Annotated in this window: 18 protein-coding genes; 7 read left to right on the top strand and 11 right to left on the bottom strand. The window is 64.5% G+C overall.

Features of this window, described 5'->3' with window-relative positions; translation table 11 throughout:
• The first annotated feature begins 23 nt into the window (after nt 1-23).
• The 4 genes from hpf to JQ566_RS14295 all read left to right on the top strand — a co-directional run bounded on the left by hpf (nt 24) and on the right by JQ566_RS14295 (nt 3842).
• Nucleotides 24-629, top strand: coding sequence for a ribosome hibernation-promoting factor, HPF/YfiA family (gene hpf, locus JQ566_RS14310; RefSeq protein WP_212372866.1), 606 nt, complete (start codon nt 24-26; stop codon nt 627-629).
• Nucleotides 630-858: 229 nt separating this feature from the next.
• A complete protein-coding gene (gene ptsN, locus JQ566_RS14305) occupies nt 859-1320 on the top strand; it encodes a PTS IIA-like nitrogen regulatory protein PtsN (protein ID WP_008141251.1) in 462 nt (153 codons plus the stop codon).
• A 193-nt stretch (nt 1321-1513) separates the two neighbouring features.
• Complete coding sequence (locus tag JQ566_RS14300) at nt 1514-2806, top strand: O-antigen ligase family protein (RefSeq protein ID WP_212372865.1); 1293 nt, start codon at nt 1514-1516, stop codon at nt 2804-2806.
• Between the two features lie 13 nt (nt 2807-2819).
• Nucleotides 2820-3842, top strand: coding sequence for a glycoside hydrolase family 5 protein (locus tag JQ566_RS14295; protein WP_212372863.1), 1023 nt, complete (start codon nt 2820-2822; stop codon nt 3840-3842).
• Nucleotides 3843-3909: 67 nt separating this feature from the next.
• Here JQ566_RS14295 and JQ566_RS14290 read toward each other — a convergent pair whose 3' ends face one another.
• The gene (locus JQ566_RS14290) at nt 3910-4548 is read right to left on the bottom strand and encodes a TetR/AcrR family transcriptional regulator (protein ID WP_212372861.1); all 639 of its coding nucleotides are present in this window, start codon (nt 4546-4548) and stop codon (nt 3910-3912) included.
• A gap of 283 nt (nt 4549-4831) precedes the next feature.
• On the opposite strand from JQ566_RS14290, the gene JQ566_RS14285 reads away from it, so the two are divergent.
• From JQ566_RS14285 to JQ566_RS14275, 3 genes are read left to right on the top strand one after another with little or no spacing between them, the layout of a single operon-like run.
• Nucleotides 4832-5635 (top strand): SDR family NAD(P)-dependent oxidoreductase, encoded by an 804-nt coding sequence (locus JQ566_RS14285; protein WP_212372859.1) that lies wholly within the window; start codon nt 4832-4834, stop codon nt 5633-5635.
• A gap of 38 nt (nt 5636-5673) precedes the next feature.
• Nucleotides 5674-6804: a DUF5938 domain-containing protein gene (locus JQ566_RS14280; RefSeq protein WP_212372857.1), complete on the top strand. Its 1131-nt coding sequence runs from the start codon at nt 5674-5676 to the stop codon at nt 6802-6804.
• A 57-nt stretch (nt 6805-6861) separates the two neighbouring features.
• Nucleotides 6862-8400 (top strand): AMP-binding protein, encoded by a 1539-nt coding sequence (locus JQ566_RS14275; RefSeq protein ID WP_212372855.1) that lies wholly within the window; start codon nt 6862-6864, stop codon nt 8398-8400.
• A 4-nt stretch (nt 8401-8404) separates the two neighbouring features.
• Here the strand turns inward: JQ566_RS14275 and JQ566_RS14270 are convergent, their stop codons facing one another.
• From JQ566_RS14270 to JQ566_RS14225, 10 genes are all read right to left on the bottom strand, one after another.
• The gene (locus JQ566_RS14270; RefSeq protein WP_212372853.1) at nt 8405-9325 is read right to left on the bottom strand and encodes an FAD binding domain-containing protein; all 921 of its coding nucleotides are present in this window, start codon (nt 9323-9325) and stop codon (nt 8405-8407) included.
• Nucleotides 9322-12009 carry a molybdopterin-dependent oxidoreductase gene (locus JQ566_RS14265; RefSeq protein ID WP_212372852.1) on the bottom strand — a complete coding sequence of 896 codons (2688 nt, stop codon included), beginning with the start codon at nt 12007-12009 and terminating at the stop codon, nt 9322-9324. Before JQ566_RS14265 ends, JQ566_RS14270 begins: the two co-directional genes overlap by 4 nt.
• Entirely contained in the window at nt 12006-12647 is a 642-nt protein-coding gene (locus JQ566_RS14260; protein ID WP_212372851.1) for a TetR/AcrR family transcriptional regulator, read from the bottom strand. Before JQ566_RS14260 ends, JQ566_RS14265 begins: the two co-directional genes overlap by 4 nt.
• A gap of 492 nt (nt 12648-13139) precedes the next feature.
• Nucleotides 13140-13412, bottom strand: a complete 273-nt coding sequence (locus JQ566_RS14255; protein ID WP_018645064.1) for a BQ00720 family protein — start codon at nt 13410-13412, stop codon at nt 13140-13142.
• 50 nt (nt 13413-13462) lie between these two features.
• Nucleotides 13463-13888 (bottom strand): Hsp20 family protein, encoded by a 426-nt coding sequence (locus JQ566_RS14250; RefSeq protein ID WP_024338612.1) that lies wholly within the window; start codon nt 13886-13888, stop codon nt 13463-13465.
• Between the two features lie 294 nt (nt 13889-14182).
• A complete protein-coding gene (locus JQ566_RS14245) occupies nt 14183-15271 on the bottom strand; it encodes a sn-glycerol-3-phosphate import ATP-binding protein UgpC (RefSeq protein ID WP_212372850.1) in 1089 nt (362 codons plus the stop codon).
• Nucleotides 15272-15373: 102 nt separating this feature from the next.
• Nucleotides 15374-16222, bottom strand: a complete 849-nt coding sequence (gene ugpE, locus JQ566_RS14240; RefSeq protein WP_212372849.1) for a sn-glycerol-3-phosphate ABC transporter permease UgpE — start codon at nt 16220-16222, stop codon at nt 15374-15376.
• Nucleotides 16222-17103, bottom strand: a complete 882-nt coding sequence (gene ugpA / locus JQ566_RS14235; RefSeq protein WP_212372848.1) for a sn-glycerol-3-phosphate ABC transporter permease UgpA — start codon at nt 17101-17103, stop codon at nt 16222-16224. Before ugpA ends, ugpE begins: the two co-directional genes overlap by 1 nt.
• Nucleotides 17104-17153: 50 nt before the next feature.
• A complete protein-coding gene (ugpB, locus tag JQ566_RS14230; RefSeq protein WP_212372847.1) occupies nt 17154-18470 on the bottom strand; it encodes a sn-glycerol-3-phosphate ABC transporter substrate-binding protein UgpB in 1317 nt (438 codons plus the stop codon).
• Between the two features lie 217 nt (nt 18471-18687).
• Nucleotides 18688-19890 (bottom strand): CaiB/BaiF CoA transferase family protein, encoded by a 1203-nt coding sequence (locus JQ566_RS14225; RefSeq protein ID WP_212372846.1) that lies wholly within the window; start codon nt 19888-19890, stop codon nt 18688-18690.
• Nucleotides 19891-20000: the final 110 nt, after the last annotated feature.

Below are 20000 nucleotides of genomic sequence, written 5' to 3'. Positions count from 1 at the left end.
GCACCAACCAAGCGAGGCATCACATGACTCTCAGAATCTCGGGAAAAAGCATCAGCGTCGGCGAGGCCCTGCGCGGCCGCGTTGCCGACCGCACCGACGAGGTGCTGCGCAAATATTTCGACGGCAACTATTCCGGCCACATCACGCTCAGCAAGGACGGCTTCGGCTTTCGCACCGATTGCGCCCTGCATCTCGATTCGGGAATCACGCTGGAGGCCGATTCGAACGCGCCGGATGCTTATGCCAGCGCCGACCAGGCGCTGCTGATGATCGAGAGGCGGCTGCGCCGCTACAAGAACCGGCTCAAGGACCGCTCCGCTCGCAAGGCCCATGCCGCCTCCGAAGCGATGGCTGCACTCGACGCCACCAGCTATGTGCTGGAAGCGCCCGGAGAGGGCGAAGAGGACGTCACCGGCTACAGTCCCGTCATCATTGCGGAGCAGACCACGTCGCTGAAGCGTCTCTCGGTCAGCGAAGCGGTCATGGAACTCGACCTCAGCGGGGCACCCTGCCTGGTGTTCCAGCACGGTTCGTCCGGCCGGGTGAACATCATTTACCGCCGGGCGGACGGCAATGTGGGCTGGATTGATCCGCCGGGGGCGAAGGTGGACGGCCGGTCGGACGGTTAGGCCCGTGACCCGGGCCCGTACCATCCCGGCCTTTAACAATGACGGGGGCAAAGCCGCATGCGGGAGTTGGCACCGGGATTGCGTTGGAGTAGAAGCCCCCCACATCTGGACTTGGTGGGACTTTGGGCTAAGTCCCCCTCCTGCTTCATGTTATTGACGCCGGCTCAGCTTGGTCTATCAAGCTGGCCAATTCGGAACCTGACGGTTTAATTCACCTCGGAAACCCTCCATGCCGATTACCGATCTGGTCGCACCCGAGGCGATTCTCCCGGCATTGAAGGTCAACAGCAAGAAGCAGGCCTTGCAGGAGCTCGCGGCCAAGGCCGCCGAGCTGACCGGGCAGAACGAGCGCTCGGTATTCGAGGTGCTGCTGCAACGGGAGAAGCTCGGCACCACCGCGGTCGGCTATGGCGTCGCCATTCCGCACGGCAAGCTGCCCAAGCTGGAAAAGATCTTCGGCCTGTTCGCCCGGCTCGATCGCCCGATCGACTTCGAGGCGATGGACGGCCAGCCGGTCGATCTCGTCTTCCTGCTGCTCGCGCCCGAAGGCGCCGGCGCCGATCACCTCAAGGCGCTCGCCCGCATCGCCCGCCTGCTCCGCGACCAGGACATCGCCAAGAAGCTCCGCGCCTCGCGCGATGCCCAGGCGATCTATTCGGTGCTCGCGCTGCCGCCGGCGACCGCGGCCTAGAGCCGATCGTCGATATCGCCAGGGGCCGGACTGCACCTTTGCCGCGCACTCCGTCCTCATCTTGAGGAGCCCGCCTCAAGCGGGCATCTCGAAGGATGGCCGCAGGGAAAAGCGCTCAAATGCGATAGCCCTGCGCGCGAAAGCGATCGCGGTATTAAGCAAAATATTAACCGTGCTTCAGGAAGGTCAGCTCATGACCAGCCTGCACACCGTCGCGGATTCCGAGGCATACGACAGCGCGATCCGGAAAGCGCCCAGTGCCGGCGTGGAAAAGCTTGCCAGAACCGTGATCCGCGGCTCGATCACCATCAACGTTGTCGCGTCGATGGGCGTCTTCAATCCCGCGCTGCTTCCCGCAGAGTGGAGCTATGTGCAACAGGCCGTTGCGCTCTTGATGTGGATCGTCCTGATCTACGCCAGTGCCTTCGTGCGTCCATGCGTGCGCGTGCAGCCCAATCCCGATCTCATCGCGCTGGTCGCATTCTATGCTCTCGCCGCCGTTTCCGTTCTCTGGACCGGCCTCGCCACCGCGGCGATCATGAAGAGTGCGGCCCTCGTGGTGACGACCTTCGGTGCGTACTGCCTCATCACGCGGATCGACATCGACGAGATCGTCGGATCGACGGCGCTGGGGCTCTTCATGCTGGTCGCCGCCTCGGCCCTGTGTGCGGTCTTCGTGCCCGAGATCGGCGTCGACCAGAGCTGGATGCACAATGGCCAGTGGCAAGGAATATATGAATCGAAGCAGACGCTCGGCTTCATCAGCGCATATCTGATGTTCTTTGCCTGCTATCAGAAGATGACGGGCCAGGGGTGGAGCGTTTTTCTCCTGACGTTTCTCCTGGCATCGACGTGCGTGATCGCTTCGGAATCTCGTGGTGCCGGCGCCGTTGCAATTGCCGCGGGTGGACTGCTCGTGACCTCGATGTGGTCGATCCGCTGCATGAGAGTTTACGCGGTGCTGCCGGTCGTCATGTGCATCCTGGCTGCCCTGCTGATCCTGTATTTCTATGTGACGGGATACGATTCCATCCATCTCGGCGAATCGACCATCAATCTGACCGAGCGGACCTTCATCTGGCAGTACGCCATCAGCCATTTCAACGATGCGCCGCTGCTGGGCTTTGGCATCAACGGATTCTGGACACGCCCTGCGATTTACGACTATTTCAACCAGAACCATGGCTGGGTGCTCGACAATTATCATAGCGGCTACATCGCGGTGGCGATGGAAACGGGATTTCTGGGATACGTGCTGTTCGTCGCGAGCGTCTATCTGTTCTCGGAAAAGGTCCTGTATTTGATCGCCACGCGGTCGATCGATCGGCGCCACTGCGCTCTCATCATCGGATTTGTCGTCCTCAGCTTTCAATCGAATTTCACGGAGACGATGTTCCTGCGCTCGACGATGTTCACGTCGGTGCTGCTCGTCGCATTCTTCTTCGCAGTGTGCAGGCCGGTGCCGCAGCAACCCCTGCAGCCATGATGGAGCAAGCGGGATGAATGCCATCTGCGCCCGCTGGTCGGTAACGTTCGGTCTCGCCTTGGCACTATCCGTGCTTGCGATCCTCTCCCGGGCCGAGGCAGCCGGGCAGGCCACCGCGCCCGCTCCCCCAAAATTGGGGCGCGGCATCAACATTCTTGGCTACGACGGCATCTGGGAGGGAGGCCGGAACGCGCCATTTCGTCTGGACAACCTCACTGCGATCAGGCGCGCCGGGTTCTCGCACGTTCGGATCAATTTCTTCGGCTTCAAGTTCATGAACCCGGGGAACTCGCTGGACGAAGTCGTCTTGGGGCGGCTCGATGCCGTCATCGAGGAGGTGCTCGCCCGAAATCTCATCCCCATCCTGGACGAGCACGATACCCATGTCTGTCAGCGCGACGTCTCCGAGTGCGCCGAGAAGCTGAAAGCATTCTGGACGCAAATCGCCGCGCGCTATGCCGGAAAATATCCGAGGCTTGTCTTCGAGGTCCTCAATGAGCCGGGCGGGCAGATGACGTCCACCAGCTGGAACGCCCTTCTGAACGAGTGTCTCGGCATCATCCGCATCACCAACCCCCGGCGGACGGTCATCGCTGCGGTTCTCAACGTCGATGCCATGCCTGTCGAGGACCTGGTCCTGCCGTCGGATGACCGAAACCTCATCGTGACGTTTCACTATTACGCGCCGATCCGTTTCACCCATCAGGGCGCACCGTGGTCGCCGACGTTCTCGCGGATAGGCCCGCTTGATTGGGGCACTCCGGAGGACGAACGGAAGGCTCGCGCCGATTTCGAGAAGATGCGCATCTGGTCCGAACGGGAAAAGCGCCCGATCTATCTCGGCGAGTTCGGCGTGTACGAGGCCGCTCCAGCCGAAGCTCGGACGAGATATCTGTCGTTCGTGGCGCGAAGCGCGGAGCGGCTCGGCTGGGCATGGGCCTACTGGCAGTTCGACCATGATTTCGCCGCCTTCGACAGCGCGCGTCAGACTTGGAAGCCGGAGATCATGCGGGCGCTGATCCCGGCGGCGCGTTGAGGCGGGAAGCGTTCGCGAGTTGAGCTTCGCCGCGCCGGGCTGTGTCCGCAGGGCTCGCTTCCGCGCTTCAGCAGACCGTCGGCAGCAGGCGCCGGACTTCGTCGAGCAGTTCGGGAACCGCCCTCTTGTCACCCGCGAGGTGCTTGAGCAGTGCACTCTGGAATAGACCGTCGAACAGCGCATAGAGCGCGCCTGGCGATGACGCCGGCCGCTTGCCGCCGAGCTCGGCATAGCGAGAGGCAATGCGCCAGATCATCGCTTCCAGGCTCTTGTCGATCTCGAGTACATCCTTGCGAAACGCCGCCTCGAACATCGCCTGCGAGCGCAGGTCGTACCAAAGCCGGTGCATGCGGGCTTCGTTCTGCAGCGTTGCTGCGAGCTTGGCGAGGAAGCCCTCCGTCAATTCGTCGCGGCTCGTTGCTGTTGCGACGACCTCGTCATAGCGCGTCACGCACTTCGCCTTGTAGTGGCGAACGCAGCAGCAGATCAGGTCGAGCTTGTCGCTGAAATAATAGTGAAACACGCCGTGCGTGAACGCCGAGTTCTGCGCGATCTCCCGCAGGCTGGTCCGGGCGAAGCCAAGCTCTCCAAGCGTTTCGAGCGCGGCCTCGGCAAGCTCGATGCGTCGCGCGTTGAACTTCTCGTCGCGCAGCGCCTCGGCCGCCTCGGCCACACGCCGGGCCGCCCCCGTCACCTGCCGCGCCATGTCGTCCCTTCCTCAGTCCCGTTCTTTCAAGGACTTATACCGCGTCGACCGCGGAATAGCTCCATCCCCTCACAACCACTTCCTTAGACAACTGTCAAATTCGATCTTGACAAGTGTCAAGATTCTGGCGGAGGTTCGCGTCAATAATTTTGGACAGTCGTCAAGACGTCCGACCATGGAGGAACGCTTCGCTGGGTGCGGTCGAAAGGCCTGCGCCTATCGACCTGGCGCGCGCGCCGATTGGCGCAGCACGAATCAATCACCAGCAACGGAGGAGTGCGTCATGAGTGGGAAGAGCCTTGCAGGAAGGAAAGCCCTGGTCACCGGCGGTGCCCGGGGAATCGGCGCGGCCATCGCGCAGGCGTTGGCGCGCGCCGGCGCCTCGATCATGATCGCCGACATTCTGGAGGAGACCGGCCGCGCCAGCGCAGCGGGAATCGCGAAAGAAGACGTCGCGACGGGCTTCGTCCAGCTCGACGTCACCGACGACGCGCAATGGGAGCGGGCGGTGGCCAAGACTGTCGCCACCCTCGGCGGCTACGACATCCTCATCAACAATGCCGGCATTGAGATCACGTCGCTGGTCAGCGAGATCAGAGCGGAGGATGCGCGGCGGATGTGCGACGTCAACATCGTCGGCACCGTGCTCGGCATGAAGCACGCCTTCCGCGCGATGCGGCCGGGCGGAGCGGCGGGCAAAGGCGGCGCGGTCGTCAACATCGCTTCTGTCGCGGCGACGATCGCTTTCCCGAGCATCGCGGTCTATTCCGGCACGAAATCTGCGGTCGATCGCATGACGCGGGTCGCTGCGATGGAGGCCGGCAAGCTCGGTTATGGCGTGCGCGTCAACTGCATCTATCCCGGCTTGATCCCGACCGACATGGGCCTGCAGCTGGCCAACGACATCGTGAAGATCGGCCTCGCGCCCGACGTCAACGCCGCGGTCGGCTCGGTGGTGGAGCAGACGCCTCTCGGCAAGCTCGCGGAGGTCGGCGACATCGCCGACGCCGCGGTGTTCCTGTGCTCGAACGAGGCGCGCTTCATCACCGGCATCGGACTGCCGGTCGATGGCGGCATGGGAATGTGAGCTGCAAACCTGACAACGAACATTTCGGAGGAACGAGAATGAGCGCGAAGAAGCCCGTCATCGTCTATGGCGCGTCCGGCTACACCGGCCGGCTGGTCTGCGAATATTTACGCGAGTACAACATCCCCTTCATCGCCGCTGGCCGCAGCGCGGAGAAGCTCGACGCCGCAATGAAGGCGAACGTGGCCGGCATCGAGACCGCCGACTACGAGGTGGTGGAAGTGCCGCACACCGCGAGCGCACTGACGGAATTGTTCAACGGTGCCTCGGTGGTGCTCAACACCGTGGGCCCCTTCGCCAGGTTCGGCGCCGAGGTGGTGCAGGCGTGTTGGGCGTCCCGATGCCACTACACCGACACCACCGGCGAGCAGGACTGGCTGATCACGCTCGAGCAGGAATGGGGCACCAAGTTCGCCAATGCCGGCCTGCTGCTCGCGCCGGGCATCGCGCAGATGTACACCACCGGCGAGATCGCCGCGCAGCTGTGCCTGGAGACGCCCGGCCTCGACACACTGGATATCGCCGTGTTCTGGGGCGGCAGCCCGACCATCGCCTCGACGCAGACCATCCTGGTCAACGCCGCGATGGCAAAGGCCTACTACTTGGAACAGAACAAGTATGTCGAGCATCAGCCCGATGCTGGTCTCTACAACCTCGCCATCCCCGGCCAGCATGAGTTGGCGCTGGCGCTGCCCTGGGGCGGCACCTCGCACCCGGTGTGGTTCAAGCGCGATCCGCGCGTGGCCAACGTGAAGGTGCTGGGCGGCGTGTTCAACCGCGCGCTGATGCTGGGCGTGCCGCAGATCGTCGCCGCCGCGCTGGAGGCGACCAAGGACATGAACCCCGACGACCGCTATGCCGCGCTGGCGCAGACCGCCGCAGGTGTGATGAACACCATGCCGCCGCGGGAGAACCCGCGCGTCAACAAGTCGCTGGATTCGGTGCATGCCTCCGGCCCGTTGGGGCGCGCGCACTGCGTCATCAACGGCAACAGCAACTACAAGCAGACCGGCTTGCTGCAGGCCTATGCCGCAGCGCACCTGCTGCAGCAGCCGCCCAGGCGCGTGGGCTTCGCCTCTGGTTGCCAGGCGTTCGGTCACCACGAGTTGCTCGGCCAGCTGCGTAGCTTCGGGCTGGTCAGCAGGCCGATCCTCACCGTGCACGACTGAGCAAGATCGCGGGTGGCGCGGTCGCGCGCCACCCGCCAGCTGTTTCGGGGATTGATCATGCGCTTTATCGATTACCTCGACAAAGGTGCCTCGCTCGGCGCCGATGCGCCGTGCCTGACCATGGACGGGCGCGATCTCAGCTATCGCGAGGTGCAGTTGCTGAGCTACCGCGTCGCGCGCGGGCTCGCGCGATCGGGTATTGCTGCTGGCGAGAAGGTCGCAATCCTTTCCGGCAACGATCCGGTCGCGTTTGCATGCGTGTTCGGCATTTCCCGCGCGGGCTCGGTTTGGTGCCCAATCAATCCGCGCAACGAGGCGGCCGAAAACCGGCTCATCCTCGACCAATTCGACTGCAGCCTGCTGCTGTTTCATTCAAGCTTCGCGCCGATGGTCGAGGCGGTGCGTGCAGAGCTGCCGAAGCTGCGCGTCCTCGTCTGCCTCGATGCCGAGTTGTCCTTCGCGCCCTCGTTCGACAGCTGGCTCGCTGGCCTCCCCGCCGACCAATATCAACGCGAGACGGTCGACGATCTCGCGATGATTCCCGGCACCGGCGGCACCACAGGAAAGCCGAAGGGAGTCATGCTGTCGGGCCGCAACATCGAGGCCATGACGGCACTGACGCTGATGGGCTATCCCTTTAGGGGTCGTCCGGTCTATCTCGCGCTCGCGCCGTTGACCCATGCGGCCGGTGTGCTGTGTTTCCCGATCATGGCGCTCGGCGGCCGCATCGTGATCATGCATCGCCCCGACATCGCCGAATTCCTCGATTCTATCGAGCGCTACCATGTCACGCACACCTTCCTGCCGCCGACCGTGATCTACATGCTGCTCGATCATCCCAGGCTCGACTCCGCGAAGCTCGGGTCTCTGCAATGCTTCTGGTACGGCGCGGCGCCGATCTCGGCCGCACGGCTTGCGGAGGCGCTCCAGCGCATCGGGCCTATGGCGCAGTTGTTCGGTCAGACTGAAGCGCCGATGATGATTTCGATGATGGCACCTGGCGAGCACTACAATGCCGATGGCACGATCGCGATGGAGCGTCTCGCCTCGGCGGGGCGGATCAGCCCGTTGGTGCAGGCCGGCATCATGGATGGCGAGGGCAATTTGCTGCCGACCGGTTCACGCGGCGAGATCGTGGTTCGCGGCTCGCTGGTGATGGAAGGCTATTACAAAAATCCCGAGGCCACGGCGGAGGCTTCCGCGCATGGCTGGCACCACACCGGCGACATCGGCTACATCGACGACGATGGCTACCTCTATATCGTCGATCGCGCCAAGGACATGATCATCACCGGCGGGTTCAACGTCTACTCGATCGAGGTCGAGAATGCGCTGCGGGCGCATGAGGCGGTACAGGATTGCGCCGTGATTGGCCTTCCGGACGAGAAATGGGGTGAGCGGATCGTCGCCGTGGTGCAGCCCCGCGCCGGCCAGAGCGTCGATGCGACGGCGCTGGCGGCCTTCGTCAAGCAGCGGATCGGCAGCGTCAAGACACCGAAGCAGATCGAAGTCTGGGACGATCTGCCGCGCTCCAAGGTCGGCAAGGTGCTGAAGCCGGATATCCGTGCGCGGCTGGCAGGTCGCTCAGGCGACTAGTTAGTTAGTTCGAAAGCCGCTCCAGCACGTCGCGCACCAGCCCTTGCAGAAGATCGAGCTTGTAGGCCGTCATCGGCAATGGTTTGGCACCCGAGCTCGCCACTTTCGCCGCTTCTGCGATCGATGCCGCATTGGCAATCTTGCCACTGAGCTGGACTTCCGCGGCGGTGAGGCGAAGCGGCACGGGCGCGACGCCGCCTGCAGCGAGACGCACGAGCTGGAACTTGCCGCCGGCGATCACGACGCGGGCGCAGAGTTCCACCAGCGGCCATTCCGCATAGGTCCGGCTGATCGCCCGCTTGTAGGAAGCGCGCTCGCCCTCGAGCGGAGCAGGAAGCGCAATGCTCTGGATCATCTCGCCTGCTGCGAGTGTATGATCGGCGTGCGCGACCGAGCCGTCGCCGAGCAGGCCGGCAATCGTCAATCCGCTGCGCCGGTCCGTGGTGATGGTCGCATCATAGGCGAGCAGAGCCGCCGCCATGGTCGAGGGATGAGGCGCGACGCACGGGCCGAGATCGAAGGCAACGCCATAGAGATGATTGCCCGAGCGGGCAGGGCAGGTGCCGCCGCCCTTCTTCAGGCAATCGATGTCGGCCCTGCGGAAATACCAGCAGCGCGAACGCTGCGCGAGATTGCCGCCGAGCGTTGCAACCTGGCGCACCTGTGGCGTGGCCAGCCCTTGCGCGCTCGCCGCAATACCGGGATAGGCAGCGGCGATGCGCGCGTCGGTCGCGATCGTGGCGATGGTGGTCAGCGCGCCGATCTGGGCTGCTCCGTCGGCGTCCCAGATGATCGTCTTGTCGCCGGTGGCCGAAATATCGATCAGCATTCCCTGTGACACGCCGCTGCGGCGGCGTTCGCTGAAGTCGGTGCCTCCAGCGCGGAATTCAGGCATGGGACTGGCGGTCATGACGGCGACACTCATGCTGCATCCCTCCCTTTCAGCGCGGCCACCAGACGATCGGGCCGGAACGGAATTTCGGTCAGTCTCACGCCGATCGCATCGCGGATGGCGTTGGCGATCGCGGGCGAGGTCGGCACGGTGGCGACTTCGCCGATGCCAACGCTGCCGCCCGGCACATGCTCGAAACCGGCCTCGTCGAAATGCACTTCCAGTTTCGGCATGTCGGCAATCCCCGGAATGCGGTAATCCTCCATGCTGCCGCTCAGGATGTGGCCGCTCGAAGGATCGGTCTCCCGCGACTCATAGAGTGCGTAGCCGATGCCCTGGATCACCGCGCCCGCGGCCTGGCTTCGCGCCAGCGTCGGCGCGGCGAGCTTGCCGATCGCGAGGCCCGTATAGGCGTTGAGCACGCGCACATGGCCGAGCCAGGTATCGACTTCGACCTCCATCACCTGCACCGAGCTCGGCACGCCGGCGCCGACCACCATGTGGTTCATCAGACGCAGCACCCAACCGAACACCCGGCCCATGATGCCCGCCTCGTGCAGCGCGGGCCTGACGCCGGGCGGCGGCTTGCCGTCCTCCTGGCGTCTCGCCGACACGGCGATGTCGGGAGAAGCCGCGATCATCTCACGCCACGGCGCGTTCGAGCCCGGAGCAGGTGTGCGAGACGCGGTGCGCTTGATTTCCGCTTTCAGCTTGTCGATGGCGAGCAAGGTCGGCGGCACCACCGAAGCGGTGACACGGCTGCCGCCGGAGCCCGGTCCGGGCGGCAGGTTGGAGCGGCCGATGCGAACTTCCACATCCTGCGGATCGAGATCGAACGCCTTCGCGACGGTGTTCGCGATCACGCTGCGCGTGCCCGTGCCGATATCCTGTACCGCGCAGCTTGCGACGATACGCCCGCCCTCAACCGCGAGTTCGACCGAGGAGCCGGTCTGCCAGAGATAGAGCCAGTAGCCGGTGGCGACGCCGACGCCGCGCCGGTAGCGGCCGGTCTGCGAGGCGGCCGGCGTGCGGCTTTTCCAGACGTCGAGGCCGGCAGCCCAGTCGTACAGCCGCTGTCGGTTGGGATCGGGGTCCCAGAGCTTGCGCAGGTGAATCGGATCGATCTTCATGCGCAGCGCCGCTTCGTCGACCGCCTGCTCCAGCGCAAACGACATCGGCGGACCGCCGGGGCCGCGGAACGGCGCGCCGGGCGGCAAATTGCTGAGCACGTCGAAGTCGACGAGCTCTTTTGCTTCGGCCGGATAGATCAGCCGCGCCAGGCCGGCGATCAGCGAGTTCACGGCGGCGCCGGTATCGGCATGGGCGGTGAGCGACAGCGCCTTGAGGCGGCCTTCCGCCGAAGGCAGCAAGGACAGCTTCAGCTCGGCGGCCGGACGATAGCCGGCGACGGAAAGCTCCTCTTCACGATCGAAGGCGACACGCACCGGCGCCTTCGCGGCGCGCGCAAGCTCGATTGCGGCGATGGTCTCCAGCCCAACGCTGCCCTTGGATCCGAACCCGCCGCCGACATGATCGGCGATCACCCGCACCTTGTGGTGCGGAAGGCCATAACGCTTGGCGATCTTCTCCATGCTCTCGTGAATGGCCTGGGTCGAGATGTGCACGGTGAGCTGATCGCCATCGAACCTGGCCACGGCGGCATGTGGTTCGAGGCTTGCGTGCTGTTGCGTCGAGACGCGGAAGGTTTCCTCGACCAGCAGCGGATTGCGTTGCTGACGCGCCTCGTCAAGCCAGCTCTTGGCCTGCTTGGCTTTTTGCGAGAACGGCGCCGAAGGCCCGCGCACGTTGCCCTTCCACGACACCGGAGCGCCGCCGGCGCCTTCGGACACGTTGCCGGCACGCTTGCGGTCCTTCTTTTCGAACACGACTGGTGCATCGTCGCGTCGCGCTGCATCGAGCCCGATCACCGCGGGCAAAGGCTCGGGCTTGAAGCTGATCGCGGCAATTGCCTTCAGTGCGGTGCGGCGATCCTTGGCCGCGACGGCTGCAATCGGCGCGCCGACGAAGCGCACCATGTTGTCGTCGTCGAGCAGCGGAACGACCGCGGCAACACCGGCAATGGCGCGCGCCGGCGCCAGATCAAGCCCGGTGATCCTCGCATGCGCGACGTGCGCGCGCAGGATGACGCCTTCGAGCTGGCCGTCATGGTGGATGTCGACTGTGTAGCGGGCCAGTCCCGTCACCTTGTCGCGGGCTTCCAGTCGCGGCGCGATGGGATCGTTGCCGTCGAAGCGGCCCGAGCATGCTTCGGCGACGGCGCGATAGATGCCTTCATAGGCGCCGCAGCGGCAGAGATGTCCCGATAGCGCGGCGGCGATCTCCTCGCGCGAGGGTGTCGCCGCGCCCTTGGTCGCGCGCCAGCTGTCATGGAAGGCGGTGGCTTCGACGACGAAGCCGGGCGTGCAGAAGCCGCATTGCAGGGCGTCGTGCGCCATGAACGCCTTCTGCACCGGATGCAATCCGGCTGCTCCGACGCCCTCGATGGTCGTCAGCGATTTGTCGGCGGCCGCCTGCGCCGGCAACAGGCAGCTCACGACGGGCGTGCCGTCGAGCAGCACGGTGCAGGCGCCGCAGACGCCGGAGCCGCAGACGAGTTTGGTGCCGGTGAGGCCGCCATCGCGGATCACGTCGATCAAGAGCGCATCCGGATCGTCGGGTAGCACCAGAGGCCGTCCATTGATGGTCGTGGTGGTCATTTTCGAACTCCCGTTTTGCGGTGGGACTTCTTTCCGGACGGCGCCATCGCGCCGGCGATCAGCATGCGCAGCATGGTCTCGAGCTGTTTCAGGAACGCGTCGACCGGCTGCATGGAAGGGAAAGCGGATTTGGTGCCGTGGATCGCCATCTCGACGCAGCGCGCGAGCTCGCGCACGCTGACGCCGCTTTCGAGCGTGAGCTTTCGCTTGCGGCACACCCGCGCGATCGTGGTTGCGATCTCGTCGGCGAAACGATTGGAATAGCTCTGGTAGAGGTCGCGCGCCTGCGCGAGGTGCTCGGAAAACAGCTCCTCGGTATGGGGCGAGTCCTTGAGCGAAGCGAGCAGCGACTGCATTCGCGCGCCGATCTCGGCGACCAGGATGTCGGCAAGCTCGAGGCCCGCTTCTTCCGCCGCCTTCGCTGCCGCGATTTCGGCAGCGAGCCCCTGCTCGTAGATCCGCTCGAGCACGGCGCGAAACAGCGCCTCCTTGGAGGCGAAGTGATGATAGAGCGCCTGCCGCGTCAGTCCGGCTTCCTCCGCCGCCTGCTCGATCGAGGAGCGGCGGAAGCCGTGGCGCCGGAACACGCGCAAGGCGGCGTCGAGGATACGGTCCTGGGGAGGGGCCTTGGCCTGCATTTTGTCAGATTTGACAAATACGATCGAAATGTCAAATCACGGATTGATGACGGTCTCCTGCGCGGCAGGGCAGCGCATATGCCTTCAAGGGGATTGCTGCTGGCTTGCTCCGCCTCTCCCGCTTGCGGGAGAGGCCGACGCGCTCGCAGAGCGCGGCGGGTGAGGGCTCTCGCCGCGCAGGGACATGCTCGGCAAATTCTCAACATCCCCAACGCGGAGACACCCTCTCCCCAACCCTCCCCCGCAAGCGGGGGAGGGAGCCCTCCGCCAATGCCGCCGCATGGTGCACCCTAAGCCCTGCGTGCGCGCACTAGCCAACGCCGCCCCGCACGCGGGCAGGGGCATCACCGAATTCCTGCTGTGGGCCGCGCTTTGCGCGGACCCGCTGGCTCACAATACCGACGCGAAAACATCACCTCTCAAATGAAAACGGGCACGCCTTCGCGTGAAGGCGTGCCCGTTTGAAACCCTATTCGTGCGACGCGTGCGCGCTCAGTGCACGCTCACCGCTTGCAGCTCGTTGCTCCAGGCGTTGGCGACCGCGGCTTCGCGGCTGTCGGTCAGCATGATCGGCGTGCCGTCGGCGGCGTGGAGCGCGAACAGCTTGAGGCCCGGCGCAATCTTGGGCGCCTCGGGAAACAGGTCCGGCACGTCCTCGGAGCGGATCTGCTTCACATAGGCGATATGGCCTTCGCCCAGGGTTGCCAGCGTCTCGGGAGAGACGTTCTTGGCTTCGTATTCGAACGCAACGTGACCTTCACTCATGGTCTCGACTCCTCTGGAACACTAAGCGGTCGAGTCCGCTACTCGTTCCATTATTCGTGCTCATTGATAGCGATTGTCTTAACGATCCGCTCCGGTTCAGGCCGGGCAAGATCGATCGACAACAGCCCGTTCTTCAGATCCGCACCCAGCACCAGCATCCCCTCCGCCAGCACGAAAGTGCGCTGGAAGTGGCGCGCGGCGATGCCGCGATGGATGTATTGCCGGGTCTTGTCGTCCTGCTGCCGCCCGCGGATCACGAGCTGGTTTTCCTCAATGGTTACATCGAGTTGGTCGCGGGTGAATCCGGCAACCGCCAGCGTGATGCGCAAACGCTCGGGCTGGCCGTCCGTGCGGTCGCACCTCTCGATATTGTAGGGAGGGTAGCCGTCGGCGCCTTTGACGACACGGTCGAGCACGCGCTCGATCTCGTCGAAGCCCAGCAGGAAGGGACTGGAGAGCGTTGGAACACGAGACATAGTTTACAAAGTCCTCGCAGAAGCGACTTTGGTGTTTCAGGGCCCGCGAGCGGCACCCCTTGGTCAGCAATATGGGCATATCCCCGTGTAGGTTCAAGGACGTAGCCCGGGGGGCTGTGGATGGGGCATGTCCGTCGCGGTCAGTCCCGATCATCGCCAAGCTGTTTCCGGAGCGTCTGGCCCGGGGGTTGTCCCGGCCGAATCTGCGGACGATTTATCCCAACGAAAACAAGCCCCCTTCTACTGTGCATGGGGTTGTTTTCGCGGTTTTGATTGAGCTCCTTACGGACCCGGTCAGGCCTCGATCCGCTGTCGCCCGTCGCCGCTGAACAGATGCAGCTTCGCCCGCACCGCCGCGACGCGGATTTTCGCGCCGATGGCGGGGGCCTCGGTTCCGGGAATGCGGACGATGACCTCGCCGGGCGGCAGCTCGCCGGGCGTGGCGGCGACCCGCTGGTCCTCCTGCTGGCGCGAGCCGTAGACGAAGGTTTCGGCGCCGACGCGCTCGATCGCCTCCACGGTGAGCGGCAAGGCGACGCCGCCGGCGGGCGTCTCGTCGGTGATGACGAAATCTTCCGGGCGGATGCCGAGGATGCCGGCGTCGACCGCAGCGCTGCCGGCGAGCTGCGAGCGGATCTCCTCGGGCCGCGTCGACATCAAATTCATCGGCGGCGCGCCGATGAAGGAGGCGACGAAGGTCGTCGCCGGCTTCTCGTAGATATCCAGCGGATTGCCGACCTGCTCGACCTCGCCGCCATTCATCACGACGAGAATGTCGGCGAGCGTCATCGCCTCGAGCTGGTCGTGGGTGACGTAGATCGACGTCGTGTTGAGCCGGCGCTGCAATTTGCGGATCTCGACCCGCATCGCGATGCGCAGCTTGGCGTCGAGGTTGGAGAGCGGCTCGTCGAACAGGAACACCTTCGGCTGGCGCACGATGGCGCGGCCCATGGCGACGCGCTGGCGCTGGCCGCCGGAGAGCTGGCGCGGCTTGCGCTCCAGCATCGCGGACAGCTCGAGCACGCGCGCGGCTTCTTCCACGCGGGTCTTGATCTCGGCCTCCGCCATGCCGCGGTTGCGCAGGCCATAGGCCATGTTGTTGTAGACGCTCATATGCGGATAGAGCGCGTAGTTCTGGAACACCATCGCGATGTCGCGGTCGGCGGGCTCGATCTGGTTGACGATTCGGCCGCCGATGTCGATCTCGCCGCCGGTGACCGTCTCCAGTCCTGCGACCATGCGCAGCAGCGTGGACTTGCCGCAGCCGCTTGGCCCGACCAGCACGCAGAACTGTCCGTCGCCGACATCGACGTCGACGCCTTTGATGGCCTCGAAGCCGCCGGGATAAGTTTTGCGGACCTTGCGCAGGGTGACGTTAGCCATGGGTTTTTCCAGCGAATAGCGAATGGGGAGTGGTGAATAGGGAAGGCAAGGAGGCGATGGCGCTATCTTCCATTCGCCATTCGCTACTCACGATTCGCTCTCTCATTTTTCCGTCTCGACCAGGCCGCGCACGAACAGCTTCTGCATGGCGACGACGACGAACACCGGCGGCAGCATGGCCAGCACGGCGGTTGCCATCACGATCGGCCATTCGGTCAGCGCGTCGGTGGTGGTGATCATCTTGCGGATGCCGATCTGGATGGTCTGCATGTCGTCGCGCGTGGTGATCAGCAGCGGCCAGAGATATTGATTCCAGCCGAGGATGAACAGGATCACGAACAGCGCCGCCATGTTGGTGCGCGACAGCGGCACGAGCGTATCCCAGAAGAAGCGCAACGGACCGGCGCCGTCGATGCGTGAGGCCTCCAGCAATTCGTCCGGCACGGTCATGAAGAATTGGCGGAACAGCAGCGTCGCGGTGGCCGATGCGATCAGCGGCAGCGACAGGCCGGCATAGCTGTCGAGCATGTGCAGATCGGCGACGATCTTGTAGGTCGGATAGATGCGCACCTCGACCGGCAGCATCAGGGTGATGAAGATGAGCCAGAAGATCGGCATCCGGAACGGGAAGCGGAAATACACGATGGCATAGGCCGAGATGATCGAGATCGCGATCTTGCCGACGGCGATCAAGAGCGCCGTTATCAGCGAGTTCAGCATCATGTTGCCGACCGGCTCCCGGGTCGAGCCGCTCGTGCCGACGAAGATGGTCTGGTAGTAGGTCTGGAAGAAATGACCGCCGGGCAGCAGCGACATCTGCCCGTTCGCGATCAGCGCGTTGTCCTGGGTCGAGGCGACGATCGCGATGTAGACGGGAAACGCGACGATCGCGATCCCGATCCAGAGGATGATGTGGGCGACGTAGCGCCGAAAGCCCTCTTCCTCGACCATCAGTAGGTCACCTTGCGTTCGACGAAGCGGAACTGGATGCCCGTCAGCACGATCACCATGATCATCAGGATCACCGACTGCGCCGCCGAGCTGCCGAGATTGCCGCCGAGCAGGCCGTCGGAATAGACCTTGTAGACCAGCGTTTCCGTCGACTTGCCGGGACCGCCGCGCGTCATGGTGTCGATGATGCCGAAGGTGTCGAAGAAGGCGTAGACGATGTTGACGACCAGGAGGAAGAAGATGGTCGGCGACAGCAGCGGGAAGGTCACGGTCCAGAACCGCCGCATCGGGCGCGCGCCGTCGATCGCGGCGGCCTCGAGCACGCTTCGGGGGATGCTCTGCAGGCCGGCGAGGAAGAACAGGAAGTTGTAGGAGATCTGCTTCCAGGCGGCGGCGAGGATGATCAGCGCCGCGGCCTGGTCGCCGTCGAGCAGCGGATTCCAGTCGATGCCCAGCGCCCGCAGGTAGCGCGAGAGCACGCCGAGCGAGGGGTGCAGCATGAAGATCCAGAGCACGCCGACGACCGGCGGCGCCACCGCATAGGGCCAGATCAGCAGCGTGCGGTAGAGCATCGAGCCGCGCAGCGGCTTGTCCGCCATCACGGCGAGCAGCAGCGCAAACGACAGCGACGACACCGCGATCGCGAACGAGAAGAAGAAGGTGCGCAGGATCGCCTCGAAATAGGCGCGCTCACTGAACAGCTCGAGATAGTTGTCGAACCAGACGAAGCTGGTCGACAGGCCGAAGGCGTCCTGGAGCAGGAAGGACTGGATCACCGCCTGCAGGGCCGGCCAGTAGAAGAATATCAGGACGATCGCGAGCTGCGGCGCAACCAGCGCATAGGGCAACAGCTTCGACTGGAAAATGGCTTGCTTTTGCATGATGCCCGCGGGGGGCGGCAGGCCGGTCGACCGGCCTGCCGCTTGTCGCCTTACTTCACGGCGGTCTTTTCGAACTGGCGCAGCATGGTGTTGCCGCGCTCGACGGCCGCGTCCAGCGCCTGCTTGGCGGTCTTCTTGCCGGCCAGCGCCTGCTCGATCTCTTCCGCCCAGACGTCACGGAGCTGCACCATGTTGCCGAGGCGCAGGCCGCGCGAATTCTCGGTCGGCTCCTTGTTGGTCAGCTCGAGCAGCGGCGTCTCGAGATAGGGCTGGTCCTTGTAGAAGCCCTCGGCCTTGGCCTTCTCATACGCCGCCTTGGTGATCGGCAGATAGCCGGAGGCCTTGTGGATGTAGACCTGGCGATCGGTGTCCGAGAGGAAGGTCAGGAATTTTGCGACGCCCTTGTACTCCTCGGCCGACTTGCCGCCCATCACCCAGAGCGAGGCACCGCCGATGATCGAGTTCTGCGGTGCGCCCTTGGCGTCCGGATAATAGGGCATCGGCACTGCGGTGAAGGCGAACTTGGCCTGCGCCTTGACGTTGCCGAAGAACGCCGACGAGGTCAGGTAGAGCGGGCATTCGCCTGAGGTGAAGCGGCCTTCGCCGGTGTTGGTGCGGCCGGCATAGTCGTAGGTCTTGTCCTTCTGGAGCTCGACCAGGTTTTCGAGATGCTTGACCTGGAGCGGTCCGTTGAAGGAGAGCACGGTGTCGAAGCCGTCGAGGCCGTTGGCCTTCGTCGCCAGCGGTACGTTGTGCCAGGCGGAGAGCTGCTCGAGATTGACCCAGGTGACCCAGGAGTTGGAAAAGCCGCAGGTGGCGTGCCCGGCCGCCTTCAGCTTCTTGGCGGCGTCGAACACTTCAGGCCAGGTCTTCGGGATCGCGACGTTGGCCTTCTTCAGCTCATCGAGGTTGACCCACATCACGGTCGACGACGAGTTGAAGGGGAAGGACAGCATCTCGCCCTTCGAGGTCGAATAGTAGCCGGTGATCGCGGGCAGATAGGCCTTCGGATCGAACTTCTCGCCGGTCTCGGCCATCAGCTTGTAGACCGGCTTCACGGCGCCGGTCGCGGCCATCATGGTGGCGGTGCCGACCTCGAACACCTGCATGATGTGCGGCGCATTGCCGGCACGGAACGCGGCGATGCCGGCGTTCATCGTGTCGGCGTAGTTGCCCTTGTAGGTCGGGATCACCTTGTAGTCGCTCTGCGCGCCGTTGAAGTCGTTGGCGAGCTTGACGATGACGTCGTTGTTGGCGCCGGTCATCGCGTGCCACCACTGGATTTCGGTGACGGCGAGCGCCGGCGAGGCGCCGAGACCAACCGTGAGTGCGACAGCAGCAGCCGCGCCAAAATGTCGAAGAGCCATCAAGAAAACCTCCCTTGCCCGTCACTAAAGAAGCGCTTGCGCTAGCAGCGCCATATGACGTTCACATGACTGTGTAAGCGGCCGAAACGAAAGCGGCAAGCGCTGGAAAAGGAAAGCCGGAAAATAGGCGAATGCGCAGCGACAGCCGCATCCGTTCGCGCTGCACAGGCGTGCACGCGCCGCAGTGCGGCATTGGTGGCTGTGAAGGTGCGGCGCCCTAGCGCTTGCGCTCGGGGCCGCAGACGGTGCCCTTTTCGACCATCGCGTCGATCTCGGCCTTGGAGTAGCCGAACTCGCCCAGCACCTCCGCGGCGTGCTGGCTGAATTTCGGCGGCAGCCGGCGCAGGCTGGGCTTGCTGCGGTCGAGCCGGATCGGCGAGGCGACGCCCTTGTACCAGTCCTTCTCGATAATATCGCCGCGGTAGATCGTGTGCGGGTTGGTCAACGCCTGGTCGATCTTCTGCACGGGCCCTGCGGGCAGGCCCGCTGCGAGCAGGCGGTTGCACAGCGGCTCGGCCTCGTGCTGGCTGAACACCGCGGCCAGCTCGGCGCGCAGCGCCTCGCGATTGGCGATGCGGTCCTTGTTGCGGGCAAAGCGCGGGTCGGTGCCGAGCTCGGCCTTGCCGATCTCTTTCGCCAGCTTGCGGAAGGTGCCGTCATTGCCGACGCCGATGAAGATGTTGTCGGTCTTGGTCGGGAAGATCGCATAAGGCACGAGGTTCGGATGCTCGTTGCCGGTGAGGCTCGGCGGCTTGCCATGCATGAAATAATTCGCGGTGTGCGGATGCATGATGGCAAGGCCGGTCTCGTACAGCGTGGTCTCCAGGAACTGGCCCTTGCCCGACCGCTGCCGCTCCGAGAGCGCCATCAGGATGCCGATCGCGGCATAAAGCCCGGTGGTGATGTCGACCAAGGGCACGCCGATCCGCATCGGCCCGCTCTCGGGCGAGCCGGTCGCCGCGATCATGCCGGTCATGGCCTGGATGATGGCGTCATAGCCGGGATTGCCGCCGCGCGGGCCGTCGGCGCCGAAGCCGCAGATCCGGCAATGCACGAGGCGCGGGAATTTTTCGCGCAAGCTCTCGTTGCCGATGCCCCATTTCTCCAGCGTGCCCGGCTTGAAGTTCTCGATCAGGACGTCGGCCGTCTCCAGCATCTTCAGCAGCACGATGCGGCCGCCCTCGGAAGCGAGGTCGAGCCCGATCGAGCGCTTGTTGCGGTTGATGCCGACGAAATAGGCCGCGTCCTCCTCGTGGAAGGGAGGGCCCCATTCGCGCACCTCGTCGCCCGCGGGCGGCTCGACCTTGATCACGTCGGCGCCGTGGTCGGCGAGGATCTGGGTGCAGTAGGGACCGCCGAGCACGCGCGTGAGATCGATGACGCGCAGTCCGCTCATTGCGCCCAAAACGGCTTCAGTCATGCCTTCGCTTCCCCTGTGTCGATCTTCGGATCACAGGCCTAGCGAGGTTTGTTTGCGCCAGCAATGGGCCCTCGCGGGGGGCCGTATGCGCCGCTGTGCGGCCTTCCCGC

Origin of the sequence: Bradyrhizobium sp. SZCCT0231 (assembly GCF_018130245.1) — a bacterium.
Lineage (GTDB): Bacteria > Pseudomonadota > Alphaproteobacteria > Rhizobiales > Xanthobacteraceae > Bradyrhizobium > Bradyrhizobium japonicum_F.
The sequence above is the reverse complement of the archived record's forward strand: the minus strand, read 5'-3'. Positions and strand labels throughout refer to the sequence as shown.